Origin of the sequence: Neisseria sp. RH3002v2g (genome assembly GCF_014596425.2) — a bacterium.
Taxonomy (GTDB): domain Bacteria; phylum Pseudomonadota; class Gammaproteobacteria; order Burkholderiales; family Neisseriaceae; genus Neisseria.
On record NZ_CP110721.1, the window covers coordinates 1,439,286 to 1,461,484 of the forward strand.

Annotated in this window: 14 protein-coding genes; 2 read left to right on the forward strand and 12 right to left on the reverse strand. The window is 49.9% G+C overall.

Features of this window, described 5'->3' with window-relative positions; genetic code table 11:
• Positions 1-541: 541 nt before the first annotated feature.
• Positions 542-1,162, reverse strand: a complete 621-nt coding sequence (locus tag BBP27_RS06825; RefSeq protein WP_036491940.1) for an L-threonylcarbamoyladenylate synthase — start codon at positions 1,160-1,162, stop codon at positions 542-544.
• 216 nt (positions 1,163-1,378) lie between these two features.
• Between BBP27_RS06825 and dusA the strand changes: the two genes are divergently transcribed.
• Positions 1,379-2,383 carry a tRNA dihydrouridine(20/20a) synthase DusA gene (dusA, locus tag BBP27_RS06830; protein ID WP_188211770.1) on the forward strand — a complete coding sequence of 335 codons (1,005 nt, stop codon included), beginning with the start codon at positions 1,379-1,381 and terminating at the stop codon, positions 2,381-2,383.
• Between the two features lie 237 nt (positions 2,384-2,620).
• Here dusA and BBP27_RS06840 read toward each other — a convergent pair whose 3' ends face one another.
• The 11 genes from BBP27_RS06840 to glnA all read right to left on the reverse strand — a co-directional run bounded on the left by BBP27_RS06840 (position 2,621) and on the right by glnA (position 21,189).
• Positions 2,621-10,561, reverse strand: coding sequence for a collagen-flanked surface repeat-containing protein (locus BBP27_RS06840; protein ID WP_283255488.1), 7,941 nt, complete (start codon positions 10,559-10,561; stop codon positions 2,621-2,623).
• A gap of 766 nt (positions 10,562-11,327) precedes the next feature.
• Positions 11,328-11,456 carry a hypothetical protein gene (locus BBP27_RS06845; RefSeq protein ID WP_256388401.1) on the reverse strand — a complete coding sequence of 43 codons (129 nt, stop codon included), beginning with the start codon at positions 11,454-11,456 and terminating at the stop codon, positions 11,328-11,330.
• A 200-nt stretch (positions 11,457-11,656) separates the two neighbouring features.
• Positions 11,657-13,237 (reverse strand): bifunctional phosphoribosylaminoimidazolecarboxamide formyltransferase/IMP cyclohydrolase, encoded by a 1,581-nt coding sequence (gene purH / locus BBP27_RS06850; RefSeq protein WP_188211782.1) that lies wholly within the window; start codon positions 13,235-13,237, stop codon positions 11,657-11,659.
• Positions 13,238-13,399: 162 nt separating this feature from the next.
• Positions 13,400-14,569: a chloride channel protein gene (locus tag BBP27_RS06855; protein ID WP_188211784.1), complete on the reverse strand. Its 1,170-nt coding sequence runs from the start codon at positions 14,567-14,569 to the stop codon at positions 13,400-13,402.
• A gap of 108 nt (positions 14,570-14,677) precedes the next feature.
• On the reverse strand, positions 14,678-15,496 hold the full coding sequence (locus BBP27_RS06860) for a hypothetical protein (RefSeq protein WP_188211781.1): 819 nt from the start codon (positions 15,494-15,496) through the stop codon (positions 14,678-14,680).
• Between the two features lie 63 nt (positions 15,497-15,559).
• Entirely contained in the window at positions 15,560-16,435 is an 876-nt protein-coding gene (locus BBP27_RS06865) for a DMT family transporter (RefSeq protein ID WP_188211780.1), read from the reverse strand.
• 76 nt (positions 16,436-16,511) lie between these two features.
• Complete coding sequence (locus BBP27_RS06870) at positions 16,512-17,246, reverse strand: glutamine amidotransferase-related protein (protein WP_188211779.1); 735 nt, start codon at positions 17,244-17,246, stop codon at positions 16,512-16,514.
• Positions 17,247-17,289: 43 nt separating this feature from the next.
• Positions 17,290-17,529, reverse strand: coding sequence for a Fis family transcriptional regulator (locus BBP27_RS06875; RefSeq protein WP_003684241.1), 240 nt, complete (start codon positions 17,527-17,529; stop codon positions 17,290-17,292).
• A 70-nt stretch (positions 17,530-17,599) separates the two neighbouring features.
• On the reverse strand, positions 17,600-18,604 hold the full coding sequence (dusB, locus tag BBP27_RS06880; protein ID WP_188211778.1) for a tRNA dihydrouridine synthase DusB: 1,005 nt from the start codon (positions 18,602-18,604) through the stop codon (positions 17,600-17,602).
• Positions 18,605-18,734: 130 nt separating this feature from the next.
• Entirely contained in the window at positions 18,735-19,385 is a 651-nt protein-coding gene (locus BBP27_RS06885; RefSeq protein ID WP_188211777.1) for a site-2 protease family protein, read from the reverse strand.
• Between the two features lie 385 nt (positions 19,386-19,770).
• The gene (gene glnA, locus BBP27_RS06890; protein ID WP_003748442.1) at positions 19,771-21,189 is read right to left on the reverse strand and encodes a type I glutamate--ammonia ligase; all 1,419 of its coding nucleotides are present in this window, start codon (positions 21,187-21,189) and stop codon (positions 19,771-19,773) included.
• Positions 21,190-21,387: 198 nt separating this feature from the next.
• On the opposite strand from glnA, the gene aroE reads away from it, so the two are divergent.
• Complete coding sequence (gene aroE, locus BBP27_RS06895; RefSeq protein WP_188211776.1) at positions 21,388-22,197, forward strand: shikimate dehydrogenase; 810 nt, start codon at positions 21,388-21,390, stop codon at positions 22,195-22,197.
• Positions 22,198-22,199: the final 2 nt, after the last annotated feature.

A 22,199-nucleotide genomic window follows, 5' to 3' on the forward strand; every position in this document is an offset into this window, starting at 1 on the left:
AAGCGTGAGCATGAACATGACGCTACTTTAAGAATTTATGCGGAGGTTTCCCAGCAAAATGCTTATCTCAAGCTGACGTTTATTGTCACTTTGAGACGAAATTTAGGCCTTTGACTATCTCGCAACGGTATAGTATTTCATACTTACAAAATATCCGCTAGTCTAAAATATCAACCGATTATCTTTAATTTTTAAATAAAATCATGACGCTTGAACAGAAAAACCAATCATCAAAAGTTCTCCGGCCATGTTTTTATTAATAAGCGTAATGTTGTATTCCGTCGACAAGTCATCAGCAAACACAGTAATCATGCAAGCCACGTGCCAATTGCTCGGAATTTTATTTAAAATGAATTATTTTTTTAAGAAATGGGAAAGGCCGTCTGAAATATTTCAGACGGCCTTTGATGAAATGATTTTGAACAATTGCTTAATTTAAAGATGTTCTGATTGTATAAGCTGACGATAACTGAGCAATATGGCTTGTGATCGATAATAGCAGGAATAGGCACATCCCTAGCCGATGTAAACGCAGAGAATGTTATAAACCAAATACGGCAATATCGCCCTTGCCTTGACGAATCAGCTCGGTACCATCGGTCATATCAATAACCGTTGTCGGCTCAGTACCGCACCAGCCGCCATCAATAACCAAATCGACAGCATGCTCAAGACGGTCTCGAATTTCGTATGGATCGGTCAACGGCTCTTCGTCTTCAGGCAGCATAAGGGTGCAACTTAAAATAGGTTCACCCAATTCTTGCAAAAGTGCCAAGGCAGTGGCGTTGTCGGGAACACGCAGGCCGATGGTTTTGCGCTTGGGGTGAAGCGTGCGATTGGGGACTTCTTTGGTTGCCTGCAGGATAAAGGTGTAGCTGCCGGGCGTAGCTGCTTTGAGCTGGCGGAATTGGGCATTATCTACTTTGGCGTAAGTACCCAATTCGCTCAAATCGGCACACATCAGGGTCAGATGGTGTTTTTGATCGATTTTACGAATCGCAAGAATGCGCTCCATCGCGTTCTTGTCGCCGAGTTTGCAACCCAGCGCGTAGCAGGAGTCCGTAGGGTAAACGATAACGCCGCCACTGCGGACAATGTCGGCGGCTTGTTTGATGAGGCGGTCTTGGGGATTATCGGGATGGATGGCGAAAAATTGTGCCATGTTTTTTCCTTATCATTCTAATGGTTTGTTGTTTGACATTTTAAAACTTATTTGGCCGTCTGAATATTGGATTTCCACCACCATGAATGGATTTAGCCTCAGCTACAACACGGCTAAATCCAGTGATACCCTATATATTATTTTGATTTACCGGCCGATATCGAAAGTCAATTTAATACACTATATAATGCGTTATTTTGTTTGAAAGTCATCTCAATGCCTGCTTCTTCCCTACCTTCCCGCCGCTTGTCTGTTGCACCCATGCTCGATTGGACAGACAGACACTATCGCTTTATGGCGCGACAAATTACACGCAATGCTTGGCTTTATAGCGAAATGGTCAATTCAGGCGCGGTAGTTTATGGAGATAAAGACCGCTTTTTGAGTTTCAACGAAGGCGAGCAACCGGTAGCTTTACAGCTTGGCGGTTCAGATCCGCATGACTTGGCAATCGCCGCTAAAGCAGCTGAGGCGTATGGCTATAATGAAGTCAACCTAAATTGCGGCTGCCCCAGCCCACGCGTTCAAAAAGGCGCTTTCGGCGCCTGCCTGATGAATGATGTAGATTTGGTGGCAGATTGTTTGAATGCGATGCAGGATGCAGTTGAAATTCCGGTGACGGTCAAACACCGCATCGGTGTAGACAGACAAACAGAATATCAAGTCGTAGCAGATTTTGTGGGAACACTTCGCGAAAAAACAGCCTGCCGCACATTTATCGTCCATGCGCGTAATGCCTGGTTGGACGGTTTATCCCCGAAAGAAAACCGCGAAGTCCCGCCACTCAAATATGAATACGTGTACCGTTTGAAACAAGAATTTCCAGACTCAGAAATTTTAATTAACGGCGGTATTACCACCAACGAAGAAATCGCCGAACACTTAAAATTTGTCGATGGCGTCATGATCGGGCGCGAGGCTTATCACAATCCAATGCTGATGCGCGATTGGGATGCACTGTTTTACAACGACGCACACGCACCAATCCAATACGCAGATTTAGCGGCTTGGCTATACGCATACAGTCGCGAACAAATCGCTTCAGGACGCGGCACCATCCTGCGCCACATCGTCCGCCACGCATTAGGCTTAATGCACGGCCTAAAAAATGCCCGCACTTGGCGCCGTATGCTCTCAGATGCTACTTTGCTGAAAGACAACGACGGCAGCCTGATTCTAGACGCATGGAAAGAAGTCGAACGCGCAAATATTTGGGATTAATGGCATATAGTGCGAATAAAAGAAAGGCCGTCTGAAGCATCCAATGATGTTTCAGACGGCCTTTTGAATTACAACAGACTACTAAAGATATATTCATTTATCTTTGGCTACTGTCCTGATTAATTCATCAAATAAATTCAAAACATAATCCAAGCATAAAAAAATGCGGCCTAAATAGGCCGCATTTACTTTGCTTCGTCTTTTCAGACGGCCTTTTCAGGCCGTCTGAAAGTCAGATTACCATTGGTAACCAACTGCTGCGGTAGCACCGAAGTGACCACGTGAGTTGCCGGAAGCAGTACCTTTGATGATCCAGTTACCACCATCGGAGATGCTAGAGAAGCCGACAGCGTAACCGGTTTCACCGCGGTAGTGACCGCCACCGATAGCCAACATGCTCTTACCTGGCAAGTAAGCTTGTGGCAGACCGGCAGTAGCCAAGGCTTGAGCCACACCTGCGCGGGCGTTGTTGTCAACCTTGTTCACATTGCTGTTCACATCGCCGAATTTTTGGTTCAGCTGGTCAACGTTAACCGCATCGGTACCGTTCTTACCTGGAGCAACATTTTTAATAGTAGTGTTGCCGGCATCGATACCACCTTGGTTAATGGTTACAGGACCTGCTTTCAGTTCGTTAGTAGTAACACTGTTAACGGTCAGATCAGGGTTCAAGCTGACTTTCAGCGCATCGCCGTCTTTCTTAACGAAGATGTTTTGAACTTCTTTCTCTGAAGTCTTACCGGTTGCTTTGTCGAATACTTGAACTTTAGTACCCGCATCACCTTTAATCTGAATAGTGTTATTCAGTTTTTTGGAGATAGAGCCGTCAGTAGTACCAGTCTCGTCAACCAGACCGAAGGTGCCATCAGCATCTTTACCATCTTTACCGTCTTTACCATCTTTCACGGTTGCAGTAGTAGTAGAGATGACTTTACCGTCTTTATCGAAGTTGTTGATAGTGATGGTAGAAGTACCTTTAGCTTCATCACGCTCAACTTTACCTTCTGCAGACTTACCGTTTTCACCGGTATCACCTTTAGCACCAGTTGCACCAGTATCACCTTTAGCACCGTCTTTAACAACAGTAGTAGTAGTGTTACCGTTACCATCTTTGATGGTTACAGTGTGAGTACCGTCGCCGTTGTCTTTAACATCAGCTTCGGCGTTCTTACCGTCGGCACCAGTTGCGCCAGTTGCGCCGGTATCACCTTTGGCACCAGTTGCACCGTCTTTAACGATGGTAGTAGTGGTGTTACCGTTACCGTCTTTGATGGTTACAGTATGAGTACCGTCGCCGTTGTCTTTAACTTCGGCTTCAGCGTTCTTACCGTCGGCACCAGTTGCACCGTCTTTAACGATGGTAGTAGTGGTGTTACCGTTACCGTCTTTGATGGTTACAGTGTGAGTACCGTCACCGTTGTCTTTAACGTCGGCTTCAGCGTTCTTACCGTCGGCACCAGTGTCACCTTTGGCACCAGTTGCACCGTCTTTAACAACAGTAGTAGTAGTGTTACCGTTACCGTCTTTGATGGTTACAGTATGAGTACCGTCGCCGTTGTCTTTAACTTCGGCTTCAGCGTTCTTACCGTCTTTAACGATAGTGGTAGTAGTTTTACCATCACCGTCAACGATGGTCACTGTATGAGTACCGTCGCCATTGTCTTTAACATCAGCTTTGGCATTCTTACCATCGGCACCAGTTGCACCAGTATTACCGGCTTCACCTTTGGCACCAGTTGCACCGTCTTTAACGATGGTAGTAGTGGTGTTACCGTTACCGTCTTTGATGGTTACAGTGTGAGTACCGTCACCGTTGTCTTTAACGTCGGCTTCAGCGTTCTTACCGTCGGCACCAGTGTCACCTTTGGCACCAGTTGCACCGTCTTTAACGATGGTAGTAGTGGTGTTACCGTTACCGTCTTTGATGGTTACAGTGTGAGTACCGTCGCCGTTGTCTTTAACTTCGGCTTCAGCGTTCTTACCGTCTTTAACGATAGTGGTAGTAGTTTTACCATCACCGTCAACGATGGTCACTGTATGAGTACCGTCGCCATTGTCTTTAACATCAGCTTTGGCATTCTTACCATCGGCACCAGTTGCACCAGTATTACCGGCTTCACCTTTGGCACCAGTTGCACCGTCTTTAACGATGGTAGTAGTGGTATTACCGTTACCGTCTTTGATGGTTACAGTGTGAGTACCGTTGCCGTTGTCTTTAACGTCGGCTTCAGCATTCTTACCATCTGCACCAGTTGCACCGGTAGCACCAGTTGCACCGTCTTTAACGATAGTAGTAGTAGTGTTACCGTTACCGTCTTTGATGGTTACAGTGTGAGTACCGTTGCCGTTGTCTTTAACGTCGGCTTCAGCATTCTTACCGTCTGCACCAGTTGCACCGGTAGCACCAGTATCACCTTTGGCACCAGTTGCACCGTCTTTAACGATGGTAGTAGTGGTATTACCGTTACCGTCTTTGATGGTTACAGTGTGAGTACCGTCACCGTTGTCTTTAACATCGGCTTCAGCGTTCTTACCGTCTTTAACGATAGTAGTAGTGGTATTACCGTTACCGTCTTTGATGGTTACAGTGTGAGTACCGTCGCCGTTGTCTTTAACGTCGGCTTCAGCATTCTTACCATCTGCACCAGTTGCACCGGTAGCACCAGTATCACCTTTGGCACCAGTTGCACCGTCTTTAACGATAGTAGTAGTGGTATTACCGTTACCGTCTTTGATGGTTACAGTGTGAGTACCGTTGCCGTTGTCTTTAACGTCGGCTTCAGCGTTCTTACCATCTGCACCAGTTGCACCGGTATCACCTTTAGCACCAGTTGCGCCAGTATCGCCTTTAGCACCAGTTGCACCATCTTTAACGATAGTAGTAGTAGTGTTACCGTTACCGTCTTTGATGGTTACAGTGTGAGTACCGTCGCCGTTATCTTTAACATCGGCTTCAGCGTTCTTACCGTCTTTAATGATGGTAGTAGTGGTATTACCGTTACCGTCTTTGATGGTTACAGTGTGAGTACCGTCGCCGTTATCTTTAACATCGGCTTCAGCGTTCTTACCGTCTTTAATGATGGTAGTAGTGGTATTACCGTTACCGTCTTTGATGGTTACAGTGTGAGTACCGTCGCCGTTGTCTTTAACGTCGGCTTCAGCATTCTTACCATCTGCACCAGTTGCACCGGTAGCACCAGTTGCACCGGTATCACCTTTAGCACCAGTTGCACCGTCTTTAATGATGGTAGTAGTGGTATTACCGTTACCGTCTTTGATGGTTACAGTGTGAGTACCGTTGCCGTTGTCTTTAACATCGGCTTCAGCATTCTTACCATCTGCACCAGTTGCACCGGTAGCACCGGTATCACCTTTAGCACCAGTTGCACCGGTATCGCCTTTAGCACCAGTTGCACCGTCTTTAATGATGGTAGTAGTGGTATTACCGTTACCGTCTTTGATGGTTACAGTGTGAGTACCGTTGCCGTTGTCTTTAACGTCGGCTTCAGCATTCTTACCATCTGCACCAGTAGCACCGGTATCGCCTTTAGCACCAGTTGCACCAGTAGCACCGTCTTTACCGTTTTTACCGTCTTTAACGATGGTAGTAGTGACTGAACCGGTACCCAAATCAGTAATAGTGATTGTATGGGTACCATCACCATTATCTACAACTTCACCTGTGATGCTGGTGCCGTCTTCACCTTTTTCGCCGGTATCGCCTTTAGCACCAGTAGCACCGGTATCACCTTTAGCACCAGTTGCACCAGTAGCACCGGTATCACCTTTAGCACCAGTTGCACCAGTATCGCCTTTAGCACCAGTTGCACCGTCTTTAATGATGGTAGTAGTGGTATTACCGTTACCGTCTTTGATGGTTACAGTGTGAGTACCGTTGCCGTTGTCTTTAACGTCGGCTTCAGCATTCTTACCATCTGCACCAGTAGCACCAGTTGCACCGGTATCGCCTTTAGCACCAGTTGCACCGTCTTTAATGATGGTAGTAGTGGTATTACCGTTACCGTCTTTGATGGTTACAGTGTGAGTACCGTTGCCGTTGTCTTTAACGTCGGCTTCAGCATTCTTACCATCTGCACCAGTAGCACCGGTATCGCCTTTAGCACCAGTTGCACCAGTAGCACCGTCTTTACCGTTTTTACCGTCTTTAACGATGGTAGTAGTGACTGAACCGGTACCCAAATCAGTAATAGTGATTGTATGGGTACCATCACCATTATCTACAACTTCACCTGTGATGCTGGTGCCGTCTTCACCTTTTTCGCCGGTATCGCCTTTAGCACCAGTAGCACCGGTATCACCTTTAGCACCAGTTGCACCAGTAGCACCGGTATCACCTTTAGCACCAGTTGCACCAGTATCGCCTTTAGCACCAGTTGCACCGTCTTTAATGATGGTAGTAGTGGTATTACCGTTACCGTCTTTGATGGTTACAGTGTGAGTACCGTTGCCGTTGTCTTTAACGTCGGCTTCAGCATTCTTACCATCTGCACCAGTAGCACCAGTTGCACCGGTATCGCCTTTAGCACCAGTTGCACCGTCTTTAATGATGGTAGTAGTGGTATTACCGTTACCGTCTTTGATGGTTACAGTGTGAGTACCGTTGCCGTTGTCTTTAACGTCGGCTTCAGCATTCTTACCATCTGCACCAGTAGCACCGGTATCGCCTTTAGCACCAGTTGCACCAGTAGCACCGTCTTTACCGTTTTTACCGTCTTTAACGATGGTAGTAGTGACTGAACCGGTACCCAAATCAGTAATAGTGATTGTATGGGTACCATCACCATTATCTACAACTTCACCTGTGATGCTGGTGCCGTCTTCACCTTTTTCGCCGGTATCGCCTTTAGCACCAGTAGCACCGGTATCACCTTTAGCACCAGTTGCACCAGTAGCACCGGTATCACCTTTAGCACCAGTTGCACCAGTATCGCCTTTAGCACCAGTTGCACCGGTATCACCTTTAGCACCAGTTGCACCGGTATCGCCTTTAGCACCAGTTGCGCCAGTATCGCCTTTAGCACCAGTTGCACCGGTATCACCTTTAGCACCAGTTGCACCGGTATCACCTTTAGCACCAGTTGCACCGGTATCACCTTTAGCACCAGTTGCACCGTCTTTAATGATGGTAGTAGTGGTATTACCGTTACCGTCTTTGATGGTTACAGTGTGAGTACCGTTGCCGTTGTCTTTAACGTCGGCTTCAGCATTCTTACCATCTGCACCAGTAGCACCGGTATCACCTTTAGCACCAGTAGCACCGGTATCACCTTTAGCACCAGTTGCACCGGTATCGCCTTTAGCACCAGTTGCGCCGGTATCGCCTTTAGCACCAGTTGCGCCAGTATCGCCTTTAGCACCAGTTGCACCGGTATCACCTTTAGCACCAGTTGCACCGGTATCACCTTTAGCACCAGTTGCACCGGTATCACCTTTAGCACCAGTTGCACCGTCTTTAATGATGGTAGTAGTGGTATTACCGTTACCGTCTTTGATGGTTACAGTGTGAGTACCGTTGCCGTTGTCTTTAACGTCGGCTTCAGCATTCTTACCATCTGCACCAGTAGCACCGGTATCACCTTTAGCACCAGTTGCACCGGTATCGCCTTTAGCACCAGTTGCGCCGGTATCGCCTTTAGCACCAGTTGCACCGGTATCACCTTTAGCACCAGTAGCACCGGTATCACCTTTAGCACCAGTTGCACCGGTATCGCCTTTAGCACCAGTTGCGCCGGTATCACCTTTAGCACCAGTTGCACCGGTATCGCCTTTAGCACCAGTTGCACCGGTATCGCCTTTAGCACCAGTTGCACCAGTATCGCCTTTAGCACCAGTTGCACCGGTATCGCCTTTAGCACCAGTTGCACCGGTATCGCCTTTAGCACCAGTTGCACCGGTATCGCCTTTAGCACCAGTTGCACCGGTATCGCCTTTAGCACCAGTTGCACCGGTATCGCCTTTAGCACCAGTTGCACCAGTATCGCCTTTAGGACCAGTCGCGCCGGAAGCACCAGTAGAACCACCACCGATTACGCTCAGGGTGTATTCGTTAGTGCCGTTTGAGGTCATTGTCAAACCGTTACCGGCGATCAGTTTCAGGGTGTTATTGGCATTTGATTTAGGATCGTATTTGTAAGTACCTTCAGCAGGTGAGCTACCGCTACCATTGTGGCCTGAGAATACAAATGGATTCAGGTTTTCGATGCGATTTGCAACAGCGTACAATTGAGAGCCGTTGATTGCATCGGTAGAAGTTGCAGAGATACGGCCTGCGGCAACGTTTTGAATTTGACGTTCTTTACCTGCAGAACCTACAGACAATACTGCGCCATTGCCCAAACCGCTGGTTGCACCTGCGAAGCCGCTGTAAGTGTAGCTGCCAACAGTAGCAGTGTTAGTAGGTACGAAGTTGCTGGTTGTAGAACCGTTACCCAGAGCTACGCTGTTTTCGATAGTAGATTTAGCTTCAGTACCCAAAGCCAGAGTGTTTTTAGCTGTTGCTTGAGCACCGTTACCCAGAGCAGTTGCATATTCACCGCCATTAGCTTGAGCACCACGGCCCAATGCAATTGCTTGTTTAGAAGCAGCGTTACTTTGTACGCCCAAAGCTACTGAGTATTTACCAGTTGCTGTAGCAGCAGGACCGAATGCTGCAGCAGAAGTACCGTCAGCTACGGAACCACGACCGATTGCTACGTCAGAACCTTGTTTGGCTTGAGCGTCGCCACCCAATGCTACCGCGCCGTTTGCCAGAGCTTTAGAGCGCTCACCGATGGCTGTTGCTACGATACCGGTTGCTTGAGCTTCTGTACCGATTGCCATTGCCGAACCGGCATTATTTACTACGCCGTCGCCATCAGCGCCAGTAGAAGTACCGTCAGCTGTAGCAGAATGACCTACGGCAACGTCAGCAGCTTGCTTAGCAGTTGCACCGTTACCTTGAGCGATAGAGTTATTGCCAGCAGCTTTAGATTGAGTACCCAAAGCGATAGAGTTGTTACCGATTGCTTTAGCAGCAGAACCTGCTTTATTACCGAAATTACCATCCATCGCACCGCCAATAGCTACAGAATTTTCACCTGTTGCTTGAGCAGATGCACCACCAGCAAATGAGCCTGTGCCATTAGCTTGAGACAACACGCCGATAGCGGTAGCACGGTGAGCAGTTGATTCAGCATAAGCACCGACACCAATTGCGTTATCACCTCTAGAAACTGATTTAGTACCGACAGCAATGGAGTTATTGTTAGACGCAGTGGCAGTTTGACCCACAGCAATAGAGTTAGACTGAGCAGCAGTAGCGTTAGAACCTACAGCAATTGCAGCTTCTTTATTGGCTTGCGCATATGGACCAACTGCAACTGTCAGATTACCTTCTGCTTTTGTATATGAACCAACGCCGACAGCTTGAATACCTGACGCATTTGCGCTAGTACCTGCTGCAATCGCGTGGTCTTGGCTTGCCACAGTATCTTTACCGACAGCAATAGCATTGGTCCAAGCACCATGAGCGTTGTTACCAATAGCGATAGAATCTTGTTTTTCAGCGTTTGCATGCGTACCTACAGCAACTGCAGCAGCATTTGCATTGGAGTTATCACCAATAGCTGTTGCAAATTGTGCACCAGCATTTGCACGGTTACCGAATGCACTTGCGGAGTCTTGAGTAGCAGTTGCACGGTTACCTACTGCAGTCGCACGAATTTGAGTTGCTTGGGCTACATTACCGATTGCAACAGAAGCTTCACCACTTGCAACAGAGCTTACACCCATTGCAGTCGATGCACCGCCGGTTGCGATATTGTTATTACCTACTGCCAATGCTGCGTTTGCAGTCGCAGTATTGTTCGCACCGTAAGCGATAGTGCCATCTTGACTGCTGGCAGTATTTTGATAACCCACTACAACAGAGTTGACACCAACGTTTCTGTTAGAACCGTTGTAAGTACCATCAGGAGTAATGTCTACTGCACTACCTCCCAATCTTACAGCGGCCTCTACTCCGCTAGATGCCATCAAAGCACCTGCAGCAACCACCGCAGCAGCTACGGCTTTACGCTTGTCAGAAGCGGATTTTTTGCCGTGCGCATGGCTGATTTCGGAAACCGCGGTCCATGTCTGGGTCGCGTGGTTCCAAATAACTTTAAAGACTTTATTCATATCGATTTTCCTGTAAGGGGTTTGATTTCTTTTGGGACGTGTTGCTCGGCTGTAAACCGCCTGTCCACACATTTGCCGCATTTCAGAGTCTCCCCTTTATGCGGTTTCATGCCGTAATCTCCTGTATGCAATTCCCGTGCCAAAAGTCTCCACTCGGCCGAATAACAGCTAAAAGCCTGTTTTATGGGATTTTATGCTGATACATTTTGGGAAGCTTGTGAAGTTTGGGAAACGATGTGCCGTTTTTTGTCAGCTTGTTTCTTAACAAGTCACTTTTTGTCAGCTTCTATCAATGCATTCGGAATCCTTATCCAAATTTTATATGCGTTTGGTTTCGTAAATCAACTCTTCCGATAAAGTGTTACTTTTTCGGCCTCAACGGTCATGCCCGTTAAATTTACTTGTTGCTTTTTTTAAACGGCTTTTCTAGCTATTTGATTTTACTTTTTTATTCTCAAACAATAATGATTACTAAATAATATATGATTTGAATAGTTTCTTTAGTGATAGATTTAAACGCGGGCTTTTATTTAGAGAATTAATGAAATTTGTATTGAAGATCGGTTTGAAACGTGTAACGGGTTTGTATCGCCTGTTTCAGACGGCCTTTGACGTTTCCTAACATATAAATAGTGAACAAATGATACGAATTTATGCACTATTGAGCCGATGGACAGCGTTAAACAGGCAAGTGTAAAACTTGCCTTTACGTTTGGGATTTATTTGTTTTCTATTGTAGAAAACTGTGTTGTTTTTTCAGACGGCCTTACCAACGGAACGTTTGGGTTACACCTGCGGAAGCGCCGTTGTTGCCGGCATAGCCGTAACCGCCGGTATGGCTGGAGGCGCAGGCGGTGAGTGTGGCGAGGGTGAGAATGAGGAGGATGTGTTTCATGTTTTTTCTCTGAGTGGGTTGGTTTTAGACTTGTGTGGCGTTGTGTTGCTGCATGAATCGGGCTGGCTGGGGCTTGGTTGCTTTATCCTGATTTGCAGTTAGGCCGCTAAATTGTTTGATGATTAAAGAAGGCCGTCTGAAAACGGGTTTCATGATATTGAAACTTTGTTTTCAGACGGCCTTTATTTTATATTAGCTTATTAGTGGCGGAAATGGCGGATGCCTGTTACGACCATGGCGATGCCGTGTTCGTCCGCTGCGTCAAAGACTTCTTGGTCGCGCATGGAGCCTGCGGGATGGATGATGGCTTTAATGCCCTGCTCGGCGATGACGTCTACGCCGTCGCGGAATGGGAAGAAGGCATCGGAAGCGGCACATGCGCCGTTGAGGTCGAGATTGGCATCTTGCGCTTTGCGGGCGGCGATGCGGGTGCTGTCCACGCGGCTCATTTGGCCTGCGCCGATGCCGTAGGTTTGACCGCCTTTGCCGAAAACGATGGCGTTGGATTTGACGTATTTTGCGACGTTCCAGACAAACATCAGGTCGTTCCATTCTTGCTCGGTCGGTTGGCGTTTGGAGACGACTTTTAAATCGGCGCGGTTGAGGCGGTGGATGTCGGGGGTTTGTACCAATAATCCGCCGCCGACGCGTTTGAGTTCAAAGCGGTTCGCGCCTGCCTCAAGCGGCACTTCCAATACGCGCACGTTTTTCTTGGCGGCGGCGATTTCGAGGGCTTCGGCGGTGAACTTCGGCGCCATGAGGACTTCCATAAACTGATTGTCGGTAATCTGTTTGACGGTTGCGCCGTCCACTTCGCGGTTGAAGGCGATGATGCCGCCGAATGCGCTGGTGGTGTCGGTAGCGTAGGCGAGTTTGTAGGCGGTCAATGTATCGGCTGCAACGGCAACGCCGCACGGGTTAGCGTGTTTCACGATCACGCAGGCGGGCGCGTCGAAGGATTTGACTGCTTCCCAAGCGGCATCGGCATCGGCGATGTTGTTGTACGACAATTCTTTGCCTTGGAGCTGTTTGTAGGCGGAAAGGCTGCCTGCGGCAGGGTAAATATCGCGGTAGAACGCGGCGCGTTGGTGCGGATTTTCGCCGTAGCGCATGTCTTGCACTTTAATCCAGCTTTGGTTGAACTGGCTTGGGAATTCGCCGATTTGAGGCTGACCGCTCAAGACGTCGTCTGAAAGCGAGGTCAGGTAGTTGGAAATCATGCCGTCGTATTGGGCGGTATGGCTGAATGCTTTGCGTGAAAGGTTGAAACGGGTTTTGTCACTCAATGCGCCGTTGTTGGCTTCGAGTTCGGCTGCGATGGCCGGGAAATCGGCGGTGTCGGTAACGATGGCGACGTGTTTCCAGTTTTTCGCGGCAGAGCGCACCATGGTCGGGCCGCCGATGTCGATGTTTTCAATCGCATCTTCCAGTGTGCAGTTTGGTTTGGCGATGGTAGCGGCGAAGGGATAAAGATTGACGCACACTAAATCGATATTGCCGATGCCGTGTTCTTCCATCTTAGCGACGTGTTCGTCCAAATCGCGACGGCCGAGGATGCCGCCGTGGATTTTCGGATGCAGGGTTTTCACGCGGCCGTCGAGCATTTCGGGAAAACCGGTATAGTCGGCAACTTCGATAACGGGAACGCCTGCATCAGCCAAGAGCTTTGCTGTACCACCGGTAGAAAGGATTTCTACACCGAGCTTGGTCAGGGTTTGGGCAAATTCGACTGCGCCTGTCTTGTCGGACAGGCTGATCAGGGCGCGTTTGATGGAAGGCATGGGATTTCCTTTGTTGAAGGTTTAATCGATATGGGATGAATTTTCAGGGCGGTATTATCCGCTATTTTCGTCTTTTTGGCAGTAGGTTTTTATAGATATTGTTGACAATTTTATTGTAAAAGGCCGTCTGAAACTCGGTTTCAGACGGCCTGATGTTTTTGACTATTTAAATCCCATTTTCTTCGCTACGCATACTGCGCCTGCCATGCCTGCGCATAAGGGCATGAGTAAGGCAACGGGGGCGTAGGTGAGTTCTAAAATAAAGACGATGGCCGTCAGGGGCATTTTGAGGGAAACGCCGAGGAAAACGGCAGCGCCGACAACGGCCGCACTTTCGGACGACATGGCAGGAAAGAAAGTATTCCACGCGGCTGCGGCGGCAAAGGCGATGGTACTGCCGAGCATCATGGACGGGGTAATCAGGCCGCCGTATGCACCTGCCGCCAGCGCCATCAAGACGACCAGCCATTTGATGGCGGTCAGCTCAAGGCTGTGTTGCCAGTCGGTCATGCCGCCAAAGGTCAGTTGGTTGCCTGCTTTGCCATTGCCCAAAATTTCGGGAAACCAAACGGCAATCACGCCGATGAGTGCAAACATGCAGACGGCCAAGGGAATGATTTTGATGTTGTCGCGCTTGATGAAGGGGAACTTTTGGGCGGTGCGCTGGAAAAAGACGGCGGTTGCGCCCAATATCGGGCCGATGATGGCGGAAAACCAAAGTAATGAGGTATTGATGGAAAGGTTGGTCGGATGATATTGCTGCACGTCGCCCAAGCCGATGCGTGCGACGGCAGTGGCGATGACGGAAGTCAGCAATGCGGCGGTGACGGCTTGCTGCGTCCATACGCCCAGCATGGCTTCGAGGATGAAAAGTGTGGAGGCAAGCGGCACGTTATACACGGCCGCCAAACCTGCACCCGAGGCGCAAGCAATGACCAGCCTTGCGTCGTCTTCGCTCAATCCGAAACGGTTGACACCGACCGAGGCGAAAGCGGCGGTCATTTCGCGCGGCGCAACTTCGCGGCCGAGCGGCGAGCCAAGCCCGACGGTGATGATTTGCAACAGGGCATGGCTGACGGTTTCCAAAAACGGAAAACCGGCAAGCGGATTTTTAACCACGGCTTTGATACCCGGTTGCGGCCTGCCGTAGCGTTTGAGCAACCACCACCCCAAGCCGACCACCACGCCGCAACAGGTCACGACCACGACACGCCGCGCAGGACTTGCCTGCGCTACGCCCTCTCGGAATGAAACGTATAGGCCGTCTGAACCGTAACCATAGGCAAGATGTTGAATCGTATGCATGATTTCGGTTAATACAATGCCGACCATGCCGCCGATGATGCCGGTAATGATGAGGGCGGCCCAGAGTTTATAAGTGTCTTTCACGGGATTTGACTTGAGGTATGAATGGTTTGATCAAAGCGTTTTTCAGGGAAACTATTGTCCGCCCAAGGGATAATTTTTGGGGGCAACGTGGGTTTTGCCGTTATAAGGGAAAATATATTTCTGATTTTTATAATTTTTCTTTCCTGATACGCCGCTGAGTTTTGCAGTCAACGCCCACACGCCGGATACGGCAGGACGGCTTTTGTCAAAAGCAATTTTGGCTTCCAGGCTGGTATATCTGTCTTTGCAGTCTCGTTTTTCACGCCCTTTCAATTCATCGCAATCGCCAAAATATGCGCCGTTATCGTTACCGTTGATAATTAAGCTTTTACGGACACGGTTGCTATTATCGGTAAACAGGAAATTTTCTCCGGTTGTCGTTTCACCCTGACCTGTATAACCTGATTCGACAGTGTAGCCCCAGTTTTGCTCACCCATCTGGACAAACCGCCAATCCTTATTCTCCGGCACATCCCCCCATGCGCCAATTTCATCGCTTCCGTGCTGTTTGATTGCCCACTTGCCGTCTGCTTTCTCCAAAACAAACAATTCCGCTAAACCCGAAGAAGCATGGGCGTCCTGTTTAACTTTTTGTTCCATATCGTAGGCAAAACCTGTGTACAACACATAGCGCGCAGCTTTGCCATTGCGCGTTACGGTATGGTCGGCAACGGGTTTCATGCAATACATAATATTGTCAGATACTGTCTCACTGTCTTTCGGCGGCTTGGCGAGCTGGCATTTGTGCGCGGCAAGCGGTCGGTTGTAATACTTGGCAATGACGGCCTGTGCGGCAGCTTTGTCGTTATCGGGTGCAGCCGACGCCAAAACGGGGCAGGCAAGCAAAAGCAGGGGGATGATGCGTTTCATAGAAATTTTCCCAAAATGTTTTATTGAAAAAGTACGGCTATTTCAGGCCGTCTGAAACTGTTTTCAGACGGCCTTTTTGTGTTTGCTGCCGATACGCGCCAACACACCGGTGACAAAAGTGGACGAAATGACGACGGTAATGCCCAGCGCGGCCATGCTGCTTAAATGTTCGCCCAAAATCAACACCGCCATGATAACGCCGATGACGGGCTCGAGCGAAATCAGCAGGCCGGAGACGTTGGCAGGGACTTTGTTCATGCCTTTGTTCCACAAAAGATAGGCCAGCCAGCTGCAGCCAATCCCCATATACAACACCGACAACGTGCCGCCCCACGACCAATTGATTTGATAGCTGTCTGCCAACACCAGCGAAAACGGCAGGCACAACAGCGCCGCCGCCGCCATGGAAGCCGCGGTAAATGCGGGCGCACCGATACGGGCAATCATTTTTTGGCTCGGGCGTATCACGCCGGCGAAACCCAATCCCGCAAGCAAAATCAGCAGACAGCCGAACCAGTCAATCGTACCGCCCTCTTCCGCACCGCCCATTACCATCATGCCCACGCCGGCAAACGCCGCCGCGCAGCAAATCCAGTGGTACAGTTTGGCTTTGTCGTTGAAGAAGAAATGACCGACAAAGACCACCAGCAAAGGCTCCAGTCCGACCATGGTAATCGCGCTGGCGGCAGATGTGTATTTCAAACCGATAAACTGGAGCATCAAAACAACAACGTAATTGACAAAGGAAATCCACAACAAGGGCTTCCACTCGCTCCGCGGAATCCTGCCCAAATAACGTCGGCATGACGGCAACACCATCAACGCGGCAATCAACAAACGCGCCTCGACCATCAGCGCCGGGTCGATCATTTCGTAAGAATACTTGGCAGCGATAAAAGAGCTGCCCCAAATCAGCAGGGCAAGTATTTGATAGAACATGGTCCGACCTTTTAAAAAGGGTTAATCGTTTCTTCTCTATATTTATTATTCAGACGGCCTGGAGGGTTGGCCTTTTTTATTTTGTCTGCGTCAGCGAATCCAAAAAGTCGAAGAGTTTGGCATTCATTTCACTGAAATCCGCCGCTTCGATTTTATCCGGATGCTGGACATAAGTTTGGGCTTGGCTTTGTTCGGCCACATTTTCGCGTCCGTCCGCCGCAATCAGCAGCCCGACGGCTTCACGGTCAAACTCCAAATGAGCCTGGAAGGCATAATGTTTGGGCGCAAAACGGATAATCTGGCGCGGACAGCCTTTGCTGGTTGCCAACACAACCGATTCATCCGTCAAACCGGGCATATCACCGTGCCAATGGCCGGTATTCAGGGTTTTGCCCAACAGGGAAACATGGGCATCCGCCAGACCTTCCGCCGTCAGCTCAATCGGATAAATACCGATTTCACGCTCAGGGCTGCGCGTGTGGCGCGCGCCGTAGGCAACGGATAAAAGCTGCGCACCCAAACACACGCCGACAATATATTTATCCGCCGCCATCGCCTGACGCATCAGGCGCAGCTCGGATTGGGGGTCGTAATACGGGAATGCCTGCCTGTCTTCATCAGGCGATTGCGGCCCGCCCATCACAATCAAAAAATCTATATCGTCCACATTGTCAGGCAGGGCTTCCCTTTCGTACACTTTGGTCGCACTGATGTTGTGCCCGCGCCATTGCGCCCATTTCAAATATGCGCCCGGCACTTCAAATGCCTCGTGCAGGATGAAATGGATATTTAATTTATTCGGATTTTGCATTGTTATTTCTCCTTCGACCGTCAGGACGGGTTGCCCTGCCGCATTACAGCATACCGTGCTGTTGTAACTTTTTACGCAGGGTATTGCGGTTCAAACCCAAAATGACCGCCGCTTTAGACTGGTTGCCGCCACATTGCTCCATTACGCAGGCAAGCATCGGCTTTTCCACTTGATGCAACACCATATCATACACGCCGCAAGGTTCCGTACCATCTAAGTCTTTGAAATATTGTCGTAAGTTTTGTTCAATACATTGCGCAATGTCAGTCGTCGTTTGATTCATCGTGATTGTCTTTCTTTAGATTTGTTTTTAAATGGATTTATTTTTAAATGATGAGGCCGTCTGAAACCCTTTAGCCTTCCCGATAGTGGCATACCCAGCGGTCGGTTTTCTCTGAAAGCGTCTCAAGATAGGCGGCAAGGGTATCGTATTGTGCCGCGGCGCTGTCCAAGCGGTTGATGTCCCGGCGTGTCTGCTCGCCATCGGGCATTTCGTCGATGTACCAGCCTATGTGTTTGCGGGCGATGCGCACGCCGGCGGCTTCGCCATAAAACGCGTGCATGGCGCGGATGTGGTTCAAAATGGTGGCGTTGCATTCTGCCAAGCTCAAGGCCGGCGGCAAAACACCGTGTTCGGCATAATGTTTTAAATCACGGAAGAGCCACGGCCTGCCTTGTGCGCCGCGCCCTATCATGATGCCATCGGCGGCAGTTTGTTTGAGGACGGCGGCGGCTTTTTGCGGCGAAGTGATGTCGCCGTTGACCCAAACGGGGATGTTCAGACGGCCTTTGGTTTCGGCAATCAATTCGTAACGCGCTTCGCCTTTGTACATCTGCGTACGGGTGCGGCCGTGGATGGCAAGGGCTGCGATGCCTGATTCTTCGGCAATTTTGGCGATAGTCGGCAAGTTTTGATGTTCGTCGTGCCAGCCCAAACGGGTTTTGAGGGTAACGGGTACGTCCACCGCGTTGACAACGGCTGCCAAGATTTCGGCAACCAACGGCTCGTTTTGCATCAATGCACTGCCTGCCTGCACATTGCAGACTTTTTTGGCCGGGCAACCCATGTTGATGTCGATAACCTGCGCACCTAAGCCGACGTTATACCGCGCGGCTTCCGCCATCTGCTGCGGATCGCTGCCGGCAATCTGGACGGCCACCACTCCGCCCTCGCCTTCAAAATCGCTGCGGCGCAGGGTCTTTTTGGTATTTCTAAGCGTCGGGTCGCTGGTCAGCATTTCGCACACTGCCCACCCTGCGCCAAACTCGCGGCAAATCCGGCGGAACGGTTTGTCCGTAATCCCTGCCATGGGGGCAAGTGCGATGGGGTTGTCAATGAAATAGCCGCCGATGTGCATGATGTGTGCGCCGAATTGAAGGGGCTGAAATTGTACAATTTTTAAGCAACTTTTCCAATCGTATTTACATGTTGCACAATGAAAAGGCCGTCTGAAACTGGGTTTCAGACGGCCTTTTCAGCCAAAACATTTAAATAAACAACATGACAACCATCTGCACTGCGGTCTGAATCATGTCGATAATCGGCCAAATCAGTTTGGCCAGCAGGCCTGTAAACAACAGGATCAGGATAATCCATGTGCCGTAGGGCTCGATTTTACGGAACTGCATGGACTGCTTGGCATTAAGGAAGGTATCGATAAAAATACCGCCGTCCCAAGGCAAAATCGGAATCAGGCTGAATGCGACCCAAATCGAGTTCACCATCACGCCGTAACCGGCCATCTGTACCAACGGTGCTTGATAAGACTCAGGCACATACGCGGCAAGTACGACGACAAAACCCCAAAAGAACGCCAAAATCAAATTGGCAATCGGGCCTGAAATCGACACCCAACGCCACGCGCGGCGCGGATCGCGGAAATTGCGCGAATCGATGGGCATGGGACGCGCCCAACCAAACAGAAAACTGCCTATCATCAGACACACCAGCGGCACGACAATCGTACCGACAGGGTCGATGTGCGGCAGCGGATTGAGCGTCAAACGTCCAAGCTGCTCGCCGGTATGGTCGCCCCAATAACGCGCCGTATAACCGCGTGCCACTTCGCGCACGGTAATGGCCAACAACACGGGCAATACTGCCAGCAGAAATACGCCTAAATCAAAATTTGCAAACATGTTTTTCCTTATCAAACACGCCGTCTGAAAACAAAAAATATCCTTAAATACCCTTTCAGACGGCCTGAGGCTTTAATCTTCCTGTTTTTTGTCCGAACCGAAAGACTCTTTCAGCTCTCGCCAAGTAATGCCTTTACCTTGCGGATTCAGCTTGAAGACTGATTACTACAAAGTAATGGCGAATATCTTTAATAAAAGGCCTGTCATGCTGAAATTTAACACGTAGAACCGATTCCATAAAGGCTTTCCAACGGCATGATTCATTGCTTCTCGCTATCATACCCAATTCGATCGCCCTATCTATTTTAAGCCTAAAGGCCGTCTGAAACTTCAAATCCAGTTTCAGACGGCCTTTGATTTCCTAATTTAAAATGTTTCAGCTGTTTTACAGGCTGTAATACATTTCAAATTCCAGCGGGTGCGGCGCCATGCGGATACGGCGGACATCTTCCTCTTTAAAGGCGATGTAGCTGTCGATCCAGTCTTTGCTGAACACGCCACCGCGCAGGAGGAATTCGTGGTCGGCTTTGAGGGCGGCCAGTGCTTCTTCCAAAGAGGCGCAAACGGTTGGCACCAATGCATCTTCTTCCGGAGGCAGGTCGTACAGGTTTTTATCGGCAGGGTCGCCCGGATGGATTTTGTTTTGAATACCATCCAAACCGGCCATTAACAAAGCGGCAAATGCCAAGTATGGGTTGGCGGTCGGGTCGGGGAAGCGCGCTTCAATGCGGCGTGCCTTGCTGCTGTTTACGGACGGAATGCGGATGGAAGCGGAACGGTTTTTGGCGGAATATGCCAGCTTGGTCGGCGCTTCAAAATGCGGCACGAGGCGTTTGTAGGAGTTGGTGGACGGATTGGTAATCGCGTTCAGGGCTTTGGCGTGTTTGATGATGCCGCCGATGTAGTAGAGAGCGGTATCGCTCAAGCCGGCGTAGCCGTCGCCTGCGAACAGGTTTTGACCGTCTTTCCAAATGGATTGATGGACGTGCATGCCGCTGCCGTTGTCGCCCATGATGGGTTTGGGCATGAAAGTGGCGGTTTTGCCGAAGTTGTGAGCAACATTTTGGATGACGTATTTCATGTCTTGGGTTTGGTCGGCACGTTTAACCAGAGTGGCAAAACGCGTGCCGATTTCCATTTGGCTGCCGGTACCGACTTCACTGTGGTGCACTTCGACTTCGATGCCGAGTTCTTCCAAAATGTTCACCATGGCAGAACGCAGGTCTTGGCCGCAATCAATCGGTGCGACGGGGGCGTAGCCGCCTTTGACAGCCGGGCGGTGGCCGGTGTTTTGACCGTCCAAATGCAGGCCGCTTGACCATGCGCCGCTTTCGGAAGTGATTTCGTAACGGGTTTTGTGCATGTCGGTTTCAAATTCTACGCCGTCAAAAACGAAGAATTCAGGCTCAGGGCCGAAGTAGGCGGTGTCGCCGATACCGGAAGATTTCAAGTAAGCTTCGGCGCGGCGTGCGATGGAGCGCGGGTCGCGGTCGTAGCCTTGACCGTCGGCAGGATCGATGACGTCGCAGGTAAAGACAACGGTGGTATCGTCGTAGAAAGGATCGACGAAGGCTGTAGATGCATCGGGACGCAACTGCATATCGGAAGCCTGAATGCCTTTCCAGCCGCCGATGGACGAACCGTCAAACGCCTGACCGTTTTCAAACCATTCTTCGGGATCGTCGAGGACGATGCGGGCAGGCACGGTAAAGTGGTGCTGCTTGCCTTTGGTATCGGTAAAGCGCAAATCTACGAAGCGGGCTTCGCTTTCTTCAATCAGTTTTACAGCGTCTTTGATGGACATCTTCAGCTCCTGAGGGATTGGGTATAATTTGTTATTCTATCACGGTAAGGCCGTCTGAAATACATCAGGGCGCCCGTTTTTACGCACTGAAATATAGTTTCAGACTGTTTGATTGTCAACAATTTTACATTACGCTTTCTTAACATAAAGACCGCTATAATAAGCACTCTTTTCTTTTGTTTCCGCAGAACCTGTTTTATGAACAATACCCCGCGTTACGCCGTTTTCGGCAATCCCGTTGCACACAGTAAATCGCCGCAAATCCATCAGCAGTTTGCGCTGCAGGAAGGCGCGGCCATCGAATATGAGCGCATCTGTGCCGAAATCGGCGGTTTTGCCGAGGCTGTTGCGGCGTTTCACGCCGAGGGCGGGCAAGGTGCGAATGTAACCGTCCCGTTCAAGCAGGAAGCTTTTGCGCTGGCGGACGAACATTCCGACCGCGCTTTGGCTGCCGGTGCGGTCAATACGCTGGTGTGGTTGGAAGACGGCAGAATACGCGGCGACAACACCGACGGTATCGGTTTGGCCAACGACATCACGCAGGTCAAAAACATTGCCATCGAAGGCAAAACTATTTTGCTTTTGGGCGCGGGCGGCGCGGTGCGCGGCGTGATTCCTGTTTTGAAAGAACACCGCCCTGCCCGTATCGTCATTGCCAACCGTACCCACGCAAAAGCCGAGGAATTGGCGCGGCTTTTCGGCATTGAAGCCGTCCCGATGGCGGAGTTGAACGGCGGTTTCGATATCATCATCAACGGCACGTCCGGCGGCTTGAGCGGTCAGCTTCCTGCCGTCAATCCTGAAATTTTCCGCGACTGCCGCCTTGCCTATGATATGGTTTACGGCGACGCGGCGCAGGCGTTTTTGAACTTTGCCCAAAGTAACGGTGCGGCCGAAGTTTCAGACGGCCTGGGCATGCTGGTCGGTCAGGCTGCCGCCTCTTACCATATTTGGCGCGGATTTACGCCCGATATCCGCCCTGTTATCGAATACATGAAAGCCCTGTAACC

Coding starts and splice junctions, on each gene's coding strand:
- dusA (WP_188211770.1), top strand. CDS start 1,379: ATGCCTGCTTCTTCCCTACCTTCCCGCCGCTTGTCTGTTGCACCCATG.
- BBP27_RS06840 (WP_283255488.1), bottom strand. CDS start 10,561: ATGAATAAAGTCTTTAAAGTTATTTGGAACCACGCGACCCAGACATGG.
- purH (WP_188211782.1), bottom strand. CDS start 13,237: ATGCCTTCCATCAAACGCGCCCTGATCAGCCTGTCCGACAAGACAGGC.
- BBP27_RS06860 (WP_188211781.1), bottom strand. CDS start 15,496: ATGAAACGCATCATCCCCCTGCTTTTGCTTGCCTGCCCCGTTTTGGCG.
- BBP27_RS06875 (WP_003684241.1), bottom strand. CDS start 17,529: ATGAATCAAACGACGACTGACATTGCGCAATGTATTGAACAAAACTTA.
- aroE (WP_188211776.1), top strand. CDS start 21,388: ATGAACAATACCCCGCGTTACGCCGTTTTCGGCAATCCCGTTGCACAC.
- BBP27_RS06825 (WP_036491940.1), bottom strand. CDS start 1,162: ATGGCACAATTTTTCGCCATCCATCCCGATAATCCCCAAGACCGCCTC.
- glnA (WP_003748442.1), bottom strand. CDS start 21,189: ATGTCCATCAAAGACGCTGTAAAACTGATTGAAGAAAGCGAAGCCCGC.
- BBP27_RS06870 (WP_188211779.1), bottom strand. CDS start 17,246: ATGCAAAATCCGAATAAATTAAATATCCATTTCATCCTGCACGAGGCA.
- dusB (WP_188211778.1), bottom strand. CDS start 18,604: ATGCACATCGGCGGCTATTTCATTGACAACCCCATCGCACTTGCCCCC.
- BBP27_RS06855 (WP_188211784.1), bottom strand. CDS start 14,569: ATGGTCGGCATTGTATTAACCGAAATCATGCATACGATTCAACATCTT.
- BBP27_RS06845 (WP_256388401.1), bottom strand. CDS start 11,456: ATGAAACACATCCTCCTCATTCTCACCCTCGCCACACTCACCGCCTGC.
- BBP27_RS06865 (WP_188211780.1), bottom strand. CDS start 16,435: ATGTTCTATCAAATACTTGCCCTGCTGATTTGGGGCAGCTCTTTTATC.
- BBP27_RS06885 (WP_188211777.1), bottom strand. CDS start 19,385: ATGTTTGCAAATTTTGATTTAGGCGTATTTCTGCTGGCAGTATTGCCC.